Raw genomic sequence first — 14,309 nt, forward strand, 5'->3', positions numbered from 1 at the left:
CCCAACATGGCGGTCAAGAGTCCGGAGCACTACCTGAAGCGCGCGAAGGCCATGAAACCTCGGGTGTTCATGGACGGGAAGGCGGTCGAGGACATCACCGAACACCCCGTCACCCGCACCGTGGTGGAGGCGAACCTGGCCAGTTACGAGTGGGCCATGGACCCGGAGGGCGCCAAGGTGTTGACGCGCCCGAGCCACCTCACCGGGGAGCCGTGCAACATTTACAACACGCTGAACCGAAGCACCGACGACCTTCTGCAGCGGGCGGCCGCCGGGCTGTACGCCGCCGAGCACCTGGGGACCTGCATCTATCGATGCGTGGGCTGTGACGCGTTCAACGCCCTGGCGGCCACTACGTACGAGGTCGATCGGGACCTGGGCACCTCGTACCACGGCCGGTTGATGGACTTCCTGCGGTACGTCCAGGACGAGGATCTCACCGTCGCCGGGGCGATGACCGAACCGCGGGGCCCCCGGAACCAGAAACTCGGGGAGTGGGCCGACCCTGATCTGTCGCTCCACATCGTGGACCGAAACGACAAGGGGATCGTGGTGCGGGGGGCGAAGATCAACATCTCGGGCGCGTATGCCTGCGACTGGACCATTGTGATGCCCCAGGGGGCGCGCCGTCCTGGGGAGGAAGACTACGCCCTTTCGTTCGCGATTCCCAACGGGGAGAAGGGCGTAACCTACGTTTGCCAGTTCACCCCGTACTCCGCCGAGCGCCTTGTAGCGGAAAAGCCGGAAGAACTGGGAAACCCGCGCTTCGGGCAACGAGAGACCTCGATGATCGTGTTCGAGGACGTGTTCGTGCCGTGGGAACGGGTGTTCCTGGCTGGCGAGACGAAGTACGCGGGCCGCATTGTGACCCGGTTCGCCCAGATGCACCGGATGGTGTGCGGGGGGTCGTGCAAGGTGGGGTTCGGCAAAATCCTCATCGGGGCCGCCCGCCTGATCCAGGAGTTCAAAGGCCTGGAGAAGGTGCCCCACATCAACGACCAGCTCACCGAGATGATCACCCTGCTTGAAACCGTACGGGCCTGCTCCAAGGCCGCTGCGATCGAAGGAAAGGAGCAGGTGCCCGGGTCCGGGGTCTACTTCCCGGACGATCTGCTGGGCAACGTGTCCAAGCTCAACATCTGCAACGCGTTCTGGCGGATGATGGCCCTGGCGGGGGACATCGGGGGGGGGCTGCTGGTCACCATGCCCAGCCTCAAGGAGTTGGAGAACCCCGAGACCCGCAAGTACATGGAAAAGTACTACGGGTTCGGGGCGGACGTCCCGGCCGAGAAGATCCTCCGGGTGACGAAGCTCCTGCAGAACTGGACCGCGGGGCTCCACGGGGTGGGAACCTGGCACGGAGCGGGGCCGGTCCAGGCGCAGAAGATCATGGTGCAGCGGTTGGCGGACTTCCAGGAGATGAAACGCCTGGCGCTCCAGATGGCCGGGATCGACGAGGGAGACCGTCCCGGCAAGGAGGCGTCGGCATGAGCGCGGAGCGGATCACCGGAAAGGACAGGGTCAAAGCGGCGTTTCGGCGCACCCACGCCGACCGGATTCCCAGTTACCCCATTTTGGGGGCCTACACCATCCGGTTGACCGGCGCGAGTCTGCGTTCGTTCTACACGGACGCCCGGGCCCTGGCCGACGGCCAGTTGGCAGCTCTCGAGGCGTATGAACCCGACATCGTCGTGATGATGCGGGACCTCCTGACCGAGGCCGAGGCCATGGGGACCGAGGTGGAGTTCCCGGAAGGCCAGATGTGTCAGACCCACCGGTACGCTCTGGCGGAGGAACCGGAACGCCTGGCCCGCCTGGAGGTTCCGGATGTGCGCAACGCGGGGCGGTTCCCCTCCTACTGGGAAGCGTGTGAGCGGGTCGCCTCCCAGGTCCGGGACGTCCCGGTCGGAAGCCTGCTCGTCGGGCCGTGGACCATCGCCGCGAATCTGCGGGGGGCGGAAAACCTCATCCTCGACGCCATGCGCCGGCCCGACTACGTGCGGGATCTCCTAGAGCTCACCCTGCAGGTGGCCGTGGCGGCCGCGGAGGTGGCGCGGGAGTGCGGGGTGGGGGTGAGCTACTCGGAGGCGGCGGCCTCGTGCAGTTTGATTTCCCCGAGAATGTACAGGGATCTCATCCAGCCGGTGCATCGCCGGCTGACCCAGACGCTTCGCGAGAAAAAGATCCCGGTGACCCTTCACATCTGCGGCTTCATCGACCCGATCATGGAGGACGTGGTGGACACGGGCATCGTGGCGCTCTCCATCGACAGCGCCTCGAGCTTGGAGCGCATGGTGGAAGTAAACCGGGGCCGGGTCGTGATCATCGGGAACGTTCCGGTGACCACGTTTGAGCAGGGCAGCCCGGCCGACATCGAGGCCGAGGTGCGCCGTTGCGTGGACACGGCCGCGCCGGCGGGGGGCTTCATCCTGTCCTCGGCCTGCGAGCTGTCCCCGGCCGCCAAGCCGGAAAACGTGGCCCACTTCTCCCGCTTTGCCAAAGAGTACGGCAGGGTCGGGGCCGCCGGCGGGGTGAGCGCGTGAGTCTCAACGTGGTGGTCGTCGGGGCGGGGGGGGCGGCGCACGCCCTGACGGGACAGCTTCGAGCCCTGGGCAACGACGCCCGGATCGACATCTTCACCGACCGGCCTTACGCGGGCTATGTGGTCTGCGAGCAACCCTACTTTCTCCGGGGCCGCGTGGGGTTTGACGACATGTTCTACGCCGGGAAGGGCTGGTACGAGAAGGTCGGCGCCCGGATCCACTACGAGACGCCCGTCCACGCGGTGGACCGGGAGCGCAAGGAGGTGGAGACCGCGGCCGGTGTCGTGCCTTACGACGTGTTGGTTCTGAACACGGGGGCCGAGCCGGCCCCCCCTCCGATCCCGGGGCTCGATGGGGTCCGGGAGTATCATCTCACATCCGATGTGCGGCGGTGCCTGGCGTTCGCCCAGGCGGTGGAGGGGGCCCGGCGGGCCGTGGTGATCGGGGGCGGCGCCATCGGCTTGGAGGTCGCCGAGGGGCTCGTGGAGCGGGGGTTCGAGGGGGTCACCGTGATCGAGGGGGAGGATCACGTGCTGCCCAGGGCCCTGGACCCGGACATGGCGGCCGGCCTCGAGGACCGGATCCGGGACCGGGGCGTGGACCTACGCACGGGGGTTCGAGTCCGGGCCGTGCGGACCGAAGGGGCGGAGAAGGTTGTTGCGTTGCCGGAAGGGGAGGTCCGGGCGGATTTCGTCCTCCTGGCGACCGGGGTGCGGCCGCGGGTCGAGCTCGCGCGAGCGGCCGGGCTGGAGATCGGGCCCACCGGGGGGGTGGCGGTGGATCCGTTCCTGCGGACCCGGGACCCCTCGGTGTACGCGGTCGGAGACTGCATGGAGACCTGGGAGCGGGTCACGGGGCAGCGGCACCCGGTACTGCCCATGTTGGCCTCGCACACCAACCGCTCGGGCCGGCTCGTGGCGCGAAACATCCACTACGGCCCCCGGTTCGAGTACCCGGGCACGTGCCTGCCGTTCGGCATCGAACTGTTCGGCCTCACGGTGGCCACCTGCGGCCTCACGGGCACGCTGGCCGAGCGGTGGGGTCTCGACACGGTGGCGGTGCGGTCCCGCGGGGTGCTGGCCAAACCGCAACTCGGAGGGAGCCGGGTCGAGATCAAGGTGCGGGCGCTGCGGGCGACGGGACGCATCGTAGGGGTCCAGGCCGTGGGCGGTCCGGGCACCGCCCGGCTGGTCGACCGGGCGATCCTGGCCGTGGGGGAAGGGGTTCCGCCCCATCGCCTGTCGTTGAGCGAGACCGTGTACAGCCCGACCTTGAACGTTGCGTACGACGCTTTCACCCAGGCGGTGGACCGCCTCCTGCTTGCGGGCGGCTGGTTCTGAATCGGACACCGTCACTTCCTCTCCCCTCATCGGCGCGGGAATGCGTCGGAAAGGAGGTCGCAATGCGTCGAAACGAAGACACGAGGCCACGGGGGGTAACCCGAAGGGAGTTCTTATCCCGCACCGTCGCCGGAGCCGGCGTCCTCACGGCGTCCTCGCTGGGGCTGACGCGGTTCGCGTGGGGGAGCCCGAAGCCGATCGTCCTCGGCCTCCACGCGGACATCACGGGGGTCGCCGCGACCTACGGGTACTGGTTCCAGCGGGTTGTGAAGGCCGCCGTAGACAAGGTGAACGCCGAAGGGGGCATCGCGGGGCGGGAGGTCAAGCTCGTCGTGGCGGACACGGCAAGTTCCGCCGAAACCGGCCCCCGGAACCTCCGGCAATTGATCTACGAGGAAGAGGCCGATTTCGTGATCGGCTCGGTCCACTCGGGTGTCGTCCTAGCCTCCGCCCCCATCGCCAAGGAAACCGACACGTTCTACTTCTCCGGCGGGGCCATGTCGGCGAGCATCACCGGCAAGAAAGCCAGTCCGTACATCGGGCGCTGCCACACCCACGCGCGGATGCAGGCCCAGGTGGGCTGGAAGTGGGCCTTCGACAACCTGGGTAAGAAGTGGACCATGGTGGTGGCGGACTACGCCTGGGGCCGTAGCCTGGCAGAGGAGTTCGGGAGCCGGGTTCGGAGTGCCGGCGGCGAGGTCCAGGTCATCAAGGCACCGCCGAAAACGAGCGATTTCATCCCGTACCTGCAGAAGGTCCACGGGGACTCTGAGGTCCTGTTCACGGCGTTCCTGGGATCGGCGGCCCTCGGGGTGATGCGTCAGTCGGTGGAGATCGGGCTGCACGAGCGGATGAAGCGATTCTCCGTGATCTGCACGGCCGACGGCATCTCGATGGAGCAGATCGGCAAGGAGGCGGTCGGCATGCATTTCCTGTCGTACCACCCCCGGTACCTCGACCAGGTCCCTGAGCCGCAACGGGCCTACGAAGCGGCGTTCCGCAAGGCCGTGGGGGTGACTCCCGAGGGCCGGGACGCCACCAACCCGAAGAAGGTGATCGTGGGATCCCACTACTGGTCCGGGTGGGAGTACGTGGGGCTGATCAAGAAGGCGGTGGAGGCCTCGGGCTGGAAATCCAAGAAGGACAACAAGGCGTTCCACGACGCGTTCTTCTCTTTGCGCGTCGAGCCGGGACCGTGGTTCCCCCAGGGCGCCTTGGAGATGCGAGCCGAGGACCAGCAGGGGTTCCATAACCACTATTTGGTCCGGGTGGAGCAAGACCTGCGGCTCCGCCGGATCGCCGTGTTGCCCAAGGAGCAGGCGGTGTACGAGCCGCCCGTGGATCTCCGGAAGTTCTGGACGTGATTCAGGGGCCGGGGGCGGGCGGTTCCCGCCCCCGGCCGGGAGGCCCCCCGTGGCACAGCTGGCCCTCGTCGTCGTGAACGGATTCGTGTGGGGTTGGATCGTGGCCCTGCTCGCCTTGGGGCTCAACCTCATCTTCGGCCTTACCCACGTCATCAACATCGCCCACGGTGCGTTCTACATGCTCGGGGCGGTGGTGGCCTGGTACGTGGTGGAGGCCACGGGGCATTTCTGGTTGGCGCTCGCCGTCGCCCCCCTGGCGGTTGGCCTTCTGGGACTGGGGGTGGAGCGGTGCGTGCTGCGGAGGGTGGAAGGAAACCCCGTCATCACCATCGTGGCCACCTTCGGGGTTATGTTGATCCTCGAACACACCGTGCTCCTGACCTTCGGGGGGGCCTCCCAGCGGATCGCCGCCCCCGTCACGGCGCGGTTTCCGCTATTGGGCATCCAGTACCCCGCCTTCCGGCTCGTGGTCATGGGATTCAGCGTCCTCGCCGTGGCCGGGGTGGCCGCGCTTCTTCAACGCACTGCGGTGGGGCTGTGGATGCGGGCGGCCAGCCAGAACCCCGAGGCAGCCCTGGCTCTGGGGGTGCCGGTGGAGCGGGTGTACTTCCTCACGTTCGGGCTCGGGTCGGCCCTGGCCGGCCTGGGCGGGGTGCTCGCCGCCCCGATCGTGAGCGTGAACTTTCTCATGGGACTCGACGTGCTGATCCTCGCGTTCATCGTGGTGATCGTCGGGGGGTTGGGCAACCTCCCGGGGTCGGTGTTCGCGGCGGTGCTGATCACCGAGGTCGAGGGGATCGCAAGTCTGTACGTGGATCCCACCTCGGCCCGGGTCCTGAGCCTCGTCATCATGGTGGGAGTGATCCTGTGGAGACCGCACGGCCTGTTGCAAAGGGCGGCCTGATGGCGCGAAGCGGGACCGGCGCCCGGTTCGTTGCCCTGGCGCCGCGGATCGGAACAGCCGGTCTGTTGGCGGCCCTGGTCGTCGTGCCCCCCCATCTTGGGTATTTCAACCAGATCTTCTTGAGCGAGATCCTGGTGTGGGCCCTGTTCGCCATGTCGTTCGACCTGGTGTACGGGTACACGGGGCTTCTGAGCTTTGGCCAGTCCCTGTTCTTCGGGGCGGGGGGGTATGCTGTGGCGCTAGGGGTGAGCCGGCTCGATCTCTCGGCCCTGCCGTGTCTCGGCCTGGCCGTCCTCGTGGGGGCCCTGCTCGCTCTGTTAGTAGGTTTCGTGGCGGTTCGGGTGTCGGGGATCCACTTCGTCCTCATCACCATCATCTTCGCCTTGATCGGGTATCTCGTGGCCCAGCGTTGGGTGTGGCTCACGGGGGGGGACGACGGCATGACCTGCGCCTGCCCTCTCTTGGTCCTGGGGGGCTGGGAGATCTCCATCGCCAAGCCGATCCGGGGGTACTACTTCACCCTGGGCGTCGTATGCGTCGCTGCCCTCGGGTTGGTCCGGCTGGTCAGCAGCCCGTTCGGATGGGTGCTCCGGGGGATCCGCGAGAACGAGACCCGCATGGGGTTGCTGGGGTACGACGAAAAGCTTTGTAAGCTGTTCGCGTTTGTCGTCGCCGGGGCGACGGCCGGGTTAGCCGGCGGGCTGTTCGCGATTTTGAGCCGGTTTGCCAACCCGGCGTTTCTGCACTGGACCACCTCCGGCAAGGCGGTCGTTTGGACCATTGTGGGAGGGCCCGGGAGCCTCGCCGGCCCGGCTTTGGGAACGGCGCTTCTCATGGCGATCGAGCATGCGGCCCGGCGGGTGATGGAAGGCAGCGAGTTGCTCGTGGGCGCCATCCTGATCCTGTCGGTGATCCTGGCGCCCCAGGGGATCGTGGGGGCGTGGAGAAAATGGAGCCGAACCCGGGAGCGGGCATGAGCGATCTGGAGGTTCGGGGGGTTCACAAGTCGTTCGGGGGGTTGATGGCGCTCCACGACGTGAACCTACGGGTTCCCGCGGGCGAGTTGCGCGCCCTGATCGGCCCGAACGGGGCCGGCAAGACCACCCTGATGAACGTGATCACAGGGAGGTATGCCCCGGACAAGGGCAGCATCCGGTTGGGCGAAACCGAGATCGCCGGTCTCCCCCCCCACCGGATCGCCCGGTTGGGGGTGGCCAGGACCATGCAGATCACTTCGATCTTCCCGGGGCTCACCGTGTACGAAAACCTGTGGTTGGCGGTCGCCTCGCGCCGACGGATCAAGAGCCCGTGGGTGTCGGCGCGGCGGTGGCGGAGCGAGGACCACAAGACCCGGGAACTCCTGGCGTTTCTCGGCCTGGAGACGAAAACGGACCAACCGGCGTCGGAGCTCGCGTACGGGGAGCAGCGACTCCTGGAGGTGGGGCTGGCCCTGGCCCGGGATCCGAGGGTGTTGCTACTGGACGAGCCCGCGGCCGGGTTGTCCGCCCGGGAGGTGGCGGTGGTGGTGGAAAAGATCCGCGAGTTGGCGCCGGGCCGGACGATCCTGCTCATCGAACACGACATGGACCTCGTGATGAGCTTGGCCGACCGCATCACCGTGCTTCACTATGGCAAGGTGCTCGCCGAGGGCGTCCCCGACGAGATTCGCGCCAACGAGGAGGTGCAGCGCGTATACCTGGGAGGGTGGCGGCCGTGTTGAAGGTGCGAGGACTGCACGCGTTCTACGGGAAGAGCCACGTTCTCCACGGGGTGGATTTCGAGGTCGGGCCCGGGGAGTTGGTTGGGCTCCTGGGGCGAAACGGGATGGGCAAGACCACAACTCTGAAGGCGGTGATGGGGCTGGTCAGACCCGCCCGCGGCACGGTGGAGTTCCAGGGGGAAGACCTCCGGGCACTCAAACCCCATCAGATCCCGCGGAGGGGCATCGCCCTCGTCCCCCAGGGCCGGGGCCTTTTCCCCGAGTTGACCGTTTTGGAGAACCTGCGAATCGCCCATCCGAAGGGGCGGCCGCCCGCGGAGCGGTTGGAGCAGGTGTTCGAATATTTCCCCCGGTTGAAGGAGCGGCGGGCCCAGAAAGCCGGTACCCTGTCCGGGGGAGAACAGCAGATGCTGGCCATCGGCCGGGCCTTGATCCCCAATCCCCGCCTGATTCTGTTCGACGAGCCCAGCGAGGGATTGATGCCCTTGTTGGTGCAGGCGATCCACGAGACCGTGCGCGCCATCAACGCGAAGGGGGTCGGGGCGGTTTTGGTGGAACAGAACGTTCAGGCGGCCCTGGGAATGTGCGACCGGGTGTATATCCTGGAGGGGGGGCGCACCGTTTGGAGCGGATGTCCCACAGACTTGGACGAGGCGACCCAGCGCCAGTATCTGGGGGTGGGCTGATGCGCTGGCGTGGAGGAGGTGCCGCGAGATGATGCACGGCCGATGGCGCGCGATGGCGATCTTGGGACTCCTGGTTTCGTTTCTCTCGGGGGTTGGCCAAGCCACCGAGCGGGAGGTGTGTGCCAAGTGCGGGATGGATCTTTCCGCACATGCGCACACCCGGTTCGAGTTGGTGGCGGCGGACGGAACCCGACTGGTGGCTTGCGGTGTTCAGTGTGGGATCCTACTCGCGCGATCTAGGGGGGTGCAACGCGCGTGGGCTACAGACTTTATCTCCGGGCAACGCGTGGACGCGGGCGGCGCGTGGTACGTATTCGGGTCGGCGGCTGTGCCTGATATGGCCCCCGGCCTGATCGCGTTTGCCCGCAGGGACGACGCGGAGAGATTCCAAAAGGGGTTCGGGGGGCGGGTGTTGGACTGGGTGGGGGCCCAAAAGGCCTTGGAGGGCCCGTTCCGAAAAGGCATGGGGCATCGCACCCAATGACTACTCCCGGGGCCACCGAGTCCTTCATGCCCGGACGGGGCCTTTTGGCCCTGAGCGCGGTTCTGACGGGCATTGCCTTTGCGGTAGCCCTGACGCCGGTGGCGACGGCGCCGGAAGGGGAAGCGTTCCAGAGGGCCGCGGGGGGCCTAGGACTCGGGGCCGCCGTAGCTCCCCGGTGGAGTTTCCATTCCTTCGACCTCCGATTAGCGCCAGTCGACGAGACGCTGTGCGCACCGCTGCCAGGGCGCATCTTCCCGAACCCGGACGCTGCCTCGGTGGTGGGCCTATTCCCGGAGGTCTGGCGGTGAGCCCGCGGATTCGGGAACTCGCCTTAATGGCCGCGGCCAACCTGGCCCGCCACCCTTTCCGTGCTGTTGCGGTGGGCGTGTGCTTGTCGGCGGCGCTCGTTCCGTATCTCGCAGGGGTGGCCGTGGTGCGGGGGTTGAAGCACGAGGCCCGCGCAAGCCTTGCCGCGGGCGCCGACCTCTACGTTACGGGCGAAGCGTTCGGGCGGACAAGGCCCCTGGACGAGGCGGTGGTCGACGCGATCCGAATGCTGCCCGGGGTGGAGCGGGCGGTTGCTCGAATCACGGGGCGCGCGGACGTGGGAGGTGTGCTCGCCGTGGTGCTCGGGGTGGAGGGCGCGGGCGGCTGGGATGTCCCCAGGACGGGCCGTGGGATCGAGGGCCCGGGGGACGTGCTGGTGGGAGCGGAGTTGGCGCGGGCCTTGAACCTGTCTCCGCGGGACCTCCTTACGTTTCCTCGGAACCCCACCCAGGTGTTCACCGTGGCGGGAGCCTTCCTTCCGTCTGCCGGAGTGTGGAGCCAGAATGTGGTGGTGATGGGCCTCGGCGATGCCCAGGACCTGTTTGCCCGGCCCGGCCGGGTGACGGAGGTTCTTGTGTGGGTGCGCCCGGGGTTCGCCGACGTGGTTGCGGCGCGTATCCGGGGCCTCGCAGGCGTCGGTTCGGTGCGTATCCAGGATCGGTCCTTGGTGGAAGCTTTGGTCGAGGCGGGTTACGGCGTGACCGGAGGGGTGTTTACGGCCTTGTTTTGGGCGGCCTTCGCCTGCTCGATCTTGGCGATGTGGGTGGTCTTGGGATTTTCTGCGGGGGAGAGGGGACGAGAGGTAGGCTTGCTCAAAGCCTTGGGCTGGTACACGGAGGAGGTTCTGGCCTGCGTGGCCATGGAGAACTGTTTATTGGCGCTTCTCGCCGCATCGGGTTCCGTGGCGCTCGCGTGGCTGTGGGTCGGGTTCGGGAAGGCGGCGTTCTTGGCGCCCTGCTTTGTCCGCGGATTACCGTCGGTGCCCCTCGCAGGTCCCCCTTACCGCTTCGGGCTCGACCTTCTCCTAACAGCGGTGATGCTGTCGCAGGCCCTGGTCATCACGGCCGCGTTGGTGCCCACTTGGTGGCTGGCGCGGCGCCCTCCGTTGGAGGTATGCGTTTGATCCCTTTGCGGGCGGAAGGGGTGGAGAAGACATTCCAAGCCCGGGCAGGACACCAGGTGAGGGCCTTGTTCGGTGTGGATGTGGAAGTGCCCGCCGGAGGGGTGCTGTTCGTCACCGGGCCGTCCGGGTCGGGGAAAACCACCCTCCTTCACGCGCTGGCAGGACTCCTTCGGCCGGACAGAGGGGAGGTGTGGTGGGGGGAAGAGCGAATCACCGGGCTACCGGAACCCCAGGTGACCCGGCTGCGACGGCGGTTCGGAGGGGTTGCCTTCCAAGGGGATCGATACCTGGAACGGGCCCCGGTGTGGGAGAATGTGACAGTACTGCTGGCGGCGCAGGGGCTTGGTCGCCGGGAGCGAAGGGCGCGGGCTGTAGAGCAACTCCGCCGTTTGGGAGTGGAAGACTGGGCTGACCACTACCCGTGGGAGCTGTCTGGTGGGCAGAGGCAGAGAGTCGCGCTGGCCCGAGCCTTGGTCCATAAGCCCTCGGTTCTGTTCGCGGACGAACCGGTCGCCCAGGTGGACCCGGAAACGGCCCGCGTCGTGGAGAGGGTCCTGCGCGAAGAGAACGATCGCGGAGTCACGGTGGTGGTGGCGAGCCACGAGACCTTGTGGACGAGGCCGCGTGATCGGAAGATCTGCTTGCAACCCCTCGATCCGTAAAGGAAATCAGAGTGGCCTTCGTCCAGTTGAGCCGGTTCCTATTCTTGCTACAGGCGTTGGTGGCAGCGGCCTTGGTGGGAGCGGGGGCCGTGCGACGCAAGGACCCGGCCGGGGCCGGGTCCTTGTTGCTGCTCGGCGGGGTCGGGGTGATCGCGATTCTCGCGGTGTCGGGGGGGGTGCTGTACTACTTGGGGCTCGCGGCTCGGATCCCCTTTACGCCCGGGGCCATGTGTGTGTTCGGGGTCCTCCGGGCCGGGCCTCCGGCGCTCCGGTGGGTAGAAGCCGGGTTTCCAACGGTGATGGTGCTGGCAGGGGCCGGCGTTGCAACGTACCTCCTGGAGCACCGAGCAGGAGACCCTTCAGGCCGCACGGTGAGAGGGGTATTGACCGTCGGAGCCTTGGCGGCTTTCGTGCACGCGGGCACGGGGCTTTGGGCGTGGCACCACCTCTTGACCCCGCCCCCGGGGCAGGCGCTTTCCGTCTCGTGTTGCACGACCGTGTTCGACGTTTCCGGAACGGACATCCCGGGTGCGGCCGCGACGGACCTTCCGACGGCGTGGCTGTGGGGGAGTTTGGCCGGGAGCTTGGGCGGGCTGGCGGTTCTGGGCCGGCCGGGGGGTAGGAGCTCCCGCGGGTTCTTGTGGGGGGGAACGATGCTCACCGCAGGGGGGTTGGTCGTCGCGGGTCCCGCTGTGCTCCTGGGACGGTGGGCCCCGAAGATGATGGGGCTGATCGACCACCATTGTCCGTACTGCCTGCTCCAGCGGGTTCCGGCCGCTGCGCCGGCGGTGCTGCTGGCCGGTCTGGGGCTAGGTTGCGTGGCGTGGGGGGGCTGGGTGGCGTGTTTGGGAGCGGTCCGTCCCGACCTTCGGGGCGAGTCCCTTCGGATGGACTCGGCACTAGCCCGGGCGGGGTTTTGGCTCGTGCTGTCGGCGGCGGGTATGTTGGGGGCGTACGCTTTGGGCCGGGGGATCGGCCCATGAAGGGGTGGGTCGGGCCCCTGGTGTTTCTGGCGGCGGTCGCCTTCGGGTTCGGATCGGGTCTGCAAGACCGCCCCGACGGACCACGGTGCATGCGGTGCGGTGCCGCTTCGAACACGATCGGGCGGGTACAGTTTTTGTTGCCAGACGGCACGAGACAGGTGTTCTGTTCGATCCCGTGCGCATTGGCGGTCCCGTTACCTGCTGGAGCCCGGGTCCGTGTGACTGACGAGGCGACCGGCGATGAGGTGGATGCGGACGCAGCGTTTTTTGTCGAAAGCGAAGCGGTGAGCGTGGCTCACAACCGTACCCGGATCCACGCGTTCGCCAGAACAACGGACGCTTCAGCCCATGTGAGAGCACACCAGGGACGGTGGGTGCCAAACCCGTTTCGCAAGTGAGCCGGCTGTGGACAGGGAACGCTTCCGAACGATGGCCCCCGAAGAATGGGTGCCGTCGGCCGAGCCCGATCCTGGAGAGGTGCTCCGTCTGCTTGGGATGCACCGTGTGACCAATGCTCCAGCGCAGTTCATGGCTCGGCTCGACACGATCTGGGACATGGCCACCTCGTTGCTTCATCCCAGGGTGTGGGACGTCGAGGTGGCTGTTTCGAGCGTCGATGCACGGGGTGTAACCGTGGGGAAGGGGGTGCGTTTTCGCAGCCCGCGGTTGGCCCGGGCGCTCCGGGACGCATCCGCTGTGCGGGTGTTCGTGGCCACGGTGGGCGAGGGTCTGGAGCGTTTCGTCGAACGGTGGGCGGGCGAAGGGCGTGTGGCGGACGCGTTTTTGTTGGATGCGTTTGCGTCAGCCGCGGCCGAAAGCCTGGTGGAACGGTACCACCTCTTGGTGGGCGAGCATGCCTCCTTCTCCGGGTTCGCCGTGACGTTGCGGTTCAGCCCGGGTTACTGTGACTGGCCCCTCGAGGATCAACGGCGCCTGTTCTCCCTCTTTCAGGGCGGGAACGTGGCCGTCACCCTGACCCCGTCCTGCTTCATGAAACCGCGAAAATCCGTGAGCGGGGTGTTTGGGATGGTGCCCCTCCCCAACTCCGGGACGGGGAGTTTGGGCGTCTACAACCCCTGCCGGGAGTGTGGCAACCACGGGTGTCCTTTTCGACGCCAGGAGTAGCCCAGGGCGCTTTCGAGGGCTTCCGGGACGGGATCACCTCCGGGCGACCGGGTAGGGGACCCGGCCGCGGTCCAGGAGGTAGTGCTTGGGGTTGACGTATTTGCCGTCCACCTTGACCGAGTAGTGGAGGTGGGGGCCGGTGGACCGGCGGCCGCTGGAGCCCATGGTGGCGATCCGATCGCCTCGCTTGACCCGCTGGCCCCGCTTCACGAGCACCTTGTCCAGGTGCCCGAAAATGGTCCGGATGCCGTTGCCGTGGTCCAGGGTGATCGACCGGCCGAGGTTCCGGTCGCGCACCACGCGCACCACTGTGCCGTCGGCGGGGGCCACGATCGGGGTGCCCTTACGGCCCGCCATGTCGATTCCGTTGTGAAACTCCCGCTTTCCGGTGAACGGACTCCGGCGCCAGCCGAATCCCGAGCTGATCCAGTGCTCCCCGTCCACCGGGGTGATCGCCGGGATCGCGTCCCAGGAGCGTTTCTGGGCTTCCACGGCCCGGGCGAGATCCCCCAGGTCTGTGGCGAGGGACCGCACCTCGTCCAGGAGCCGGGGGGCCTGGGTGCCGGGTGAGGCGTCCTCCTCGGCCTGAGCCGTCCGGTCGGCCGGCGAGACCGCGTCGAGCCCCACATCGCCGAGGCTCCCCTTCCCTCCCCCTTCCTCGGCGGGGACGTCCGCCGCCGAATCCTCGCCCGCATCGGTCTCGAGGCCCAGCCAGGACCGGATCTTGGCCTCCTCCGCCCGCACCCGGGCGAGGCCCTCCCTCACCTGTTCCATCTCGGCCCGGGCCGCGGCGAGCCGCTCGGCCAGGTCGGCCCGTTCGCCCTCCACCCGGGCCAACCTCTCCCTCAGGGCGGCGCTTTCGGCCTGCAACCGGAGTGCGGTGGCCGTGCCGACCACCGCCAGCAGCACGGCGGCCAGAACGACGCCCAGGCTGACCAGGAGAAACCGGCGAGAGAGCACCAGCCGGTTCGCCTCGCCCGTGGCCCGGGAGGTCCAGGAGAGGGTGACGAAATCGGACTTTTGGTCCATGGGAATCCTCGCTGAGGCA

The 14,309-nt window shown here is 67.6% G+C and carries 14 protein-coding genes; 13 read left to right on the forward strand and 1 reads right to left on the reverse strand.

The window, feature by feature from the left end; all coding sequences use genetic code 11:
• Positions 1 to 6: 6 nt before the first annotated feature.
• The 13 genes from ACYQ8L_RS02685 (at position 7) to ACYQ8L_RS02745 (ending at position 13,261) form a co-directional block, all read left to right on the forward strand.
• Positions 7 to 1,491, forward strand: a complete 1,485-nt coding sequence (locus ACYQ8L_RS02685; RefSeq protein ID WP_459940221.1) for a 4-hydroxyphenylacetate 3-hydroxylase N-terminal domain-containing protein — start codon at positions 7 to 9, stop codon at positions 1,489 to 1,491.
• On the forward strand, positions 1,488 to 2,543 hold the full coding sequence (locus ACYQ8L_RS02690; RefSeq protein WP_459940222.1) for a uroporphyrinogen decarboxylase family protein: 1,056 nt from the start codon (positions 1,488 to 1,490) through the stop codon (positions 2,541 to 2,543). Before ACYQ8L_RS02685 ends, ACYQ8L_RS02690 begins: the two co-directional genes overlap by 4 nt.
• A complete protein-coding gene (locus tag ACYQ8L_RS02695; RefSeq protein ID WP_459940223.1) occupies positions 2,540 to 3,883 on the forward strand; it encodes an NAD(P)/FAD-dependent oxidoreductase in 1,344 nt (447 codons plus the stop codon). Before ACYQ8L_RS02690 ends, ACYQ8L_RS02695 begins: the two co-directional genes overlap by 4 nt.
• Before the next feature lie 62 nt (positions 3,884 to 3,945).
• Entirely contained in the window at positions 3,946 to 5,247 is a 1,302-nt protein-coding gene (locus ACYQ8L_RS02700) for an ABC transporter substrate-binding protein (protein ID WP_459940224.1), read from the forward strand.
• A gap of 49 nt (positions 5,248 to 5,296) precedes the next feature.
• Positions 5,297 to 6,151, forward strand: a complete 855-nt coding sequence (locus ACYQ8L_RS02705) for a branched-chain amino acid ABC transporter permease (protein WP_459940225.1) — start codon at positions 5,297 to 5,299, stop codon at positions 6,149 to 6,151.
• On the forward strand, positions 6,151 to 7,128 hold the full coding sequence (locus tag ACYQ8L_RS02710) for a branched-chain amino acid ABC transporter permease (protein WP_459940226.1): 978 nt from the start codon (positions 6,151 to 6,153) through the stop codon (positions 7,126 to 7,128). The genes ACYQ8L_RS02705 and ACYQ8L_RS02710 overlap by 1 nt, the downstream gene beginning before the upstream one ends.
• Positions 7,125 to 7,871, forward strand: coding sequence for an ABC transporter ATP-binding protein (locus ACYQ8L_RS02715; RefSeq protein WP_459940227.1), 747 nt, complete (start codon positions 7,125 to 7,127; stop codon positions 7,869 to 7,871). The genes ACYQ8L_RS02710 and ACYQ8L_RS02715 overlap by 4 nt, the downstream gene beginning before the upstream one ends.
• Complete coding sequence (locus ACYQ8L_RS02720) at positions 7,865 to 8,557, forward strand: ABC transporter ATP-binding protein (RefSeq protein ID WP_459940228.1); 693 nt, start codon at positions 7,865 to 7,867, stop codon at positions 8,555 to 8,557. The genes ACYQ8L_RS02715 and ACYQ8L_RS02720 overlap by 7 nt, the downstream gene beginning before the upstream one ends.
• A gap of 52 nt (positions 8,558 to 8,609) precedes the next feature.
• Positions 8,610 to 9,041 (forward strand): nitrous oxide reductase accessory protein NosL, encoded by a 432-nt coding sequence (locus ACYQ8L_RS02725; RefSeq protein WP_459940257.1) that lies wholly within the window; start codon positions 8,610 to 8,612, stop codon positions 9,039 to 9,041.
• 304 nt (positions 9,042 to 9,345) lie between these two features.
• On the forward strand, positions 9,346 to 10,491 hold the full coding sequence (locus ACYQ8L_RS02730) for an ABC transporter permease (protein ID WP_459940229.1): 1,146 nt from the start codon (positions 9,346 to 9,348) through the stop codon (positions 10,489 to 10,491).
• 56 nt (positions 10,492 to 10,547) lie between these two features.
• Positions 10,548 to 11,153, forward strand: coding sequence for an ABC transporter ATP-binding protein (locus ACYQ8L_RS02735; protein ID WP_459940230.1), 606 nt, complete (start codon positions 10,548 to 10,550; stop codon positions 11,151 to 11,153).
• An 89-nt stretch (positions 11,154 to 11,242) separates the two neighbouring features.
• Positions 11,243 to 12,136 carry a hypothetical protein gene (locus ACYQ8L_RS02740; protein WP_459940231.1) on the forward strand — a complete coding sequence of 298 codons (894 nt, stop codon included), beginning with the start codon at positions 11,243 to 11,245 and terminating at the stop codon, positions 12,134 to 12,136.
• A gap of 429 nt (positions 12,137 to 12,565) precedes the next feature.
• Positions 12,566 to 13,261, forward strand: a complete 696-nt coding sequence (locus ACYQ8L_RS02745; protein ID WP_459940232.1) for a vitamin B12 dependent-methionine synthase activation domain-containing protein — start codon at positions 12,566 to 12,568, stop codon at positions 13,259 to 13,261.
• 33 nt (positions 13,262 to 13,294) lie between these two features.
• Here ACYQ8L_RS02745 and ACYQ8L_RS02750 read toward each other — a convergent pair whose 3' ends face one another.
• On the reverse strand, positions 13,295 to 14,290 hold the full coding sequence (locus tag ACYQ8L_RS02750; protein ID WP_459940233.1) for a M23 family metallopeptidase: 996 nt from the start codon (positions 14,288 to 14,290) through the stop codon (positions 13,295 to 13,297).
• Positions 14,291 to 14,309: the final 19 nt, after the last annotated feature.

Source organism: Deferrisoma palaeochoriense (genome assembly GCF_054656955.1).

Bases quoted from the DNA above. Each gene is read 5' to 3' on its own strand.
- ACYQ8L_RS02685 (WP_459940221.1), top strand. From the start codon at position 7: ATGGCGGTCAAGAGTCCGGAGCACTACCTGAAGCGCGCGAAGGCCATG.
- ACYQ8L_RS02690 (WP_459940222.1), top strand. From the start codon at position 1,488: ATGAGCGCGGAGCGGATCACCGGAAAGGACAGGGTCAAAGCGGCGTTT.
- ACYQ8L_RS02700 (WP_459940224.1), top strand. From the start codon at position 3,946: ATGCGTCGAAACGAAGACACGAGGCCACGGGGGGTAACCCGAAGGGAG.
- ACYQ8L_RS02710 (WP_459940226.1), top strand. From the start codon at position 6,151: ATGGCGCGAAGCGGGACCGGCGCCCGGTTCGTTGCCCTGGCGCCGCGG.
- ACYQ8L_RS02715 (WP_459940227.1), top strand. From the start codon at position 7,125: ATGAGCGATCTGGAGGTTCGGGGGGTTCACAAGTCGTTCGGGGGGTTG.
- ACYQ8L_RS02725 (WP_459940257.1), top strand. From the start codon at position 8,610: ATGGCGATCTTGGGACTCCTGGTTTCGTTTCTCTCGGGGGTTGGCCAA.
- ACYQ8L_RS02745 (WP_459940232.1), top strand. From the start codon at position 12,566: ATGGCCCCCGAAGAATGGGTGCCGTCGGCCGAGCCCGATCCTGGAGAG.
- ACYQ8L_RS02750 (WP_459940233.1), bottom strand. From the start codon at position 14,290: ATGGACCAAAAGTCCGATTTCGTCACCCTCTCCTGGACCTCCCGGGCC.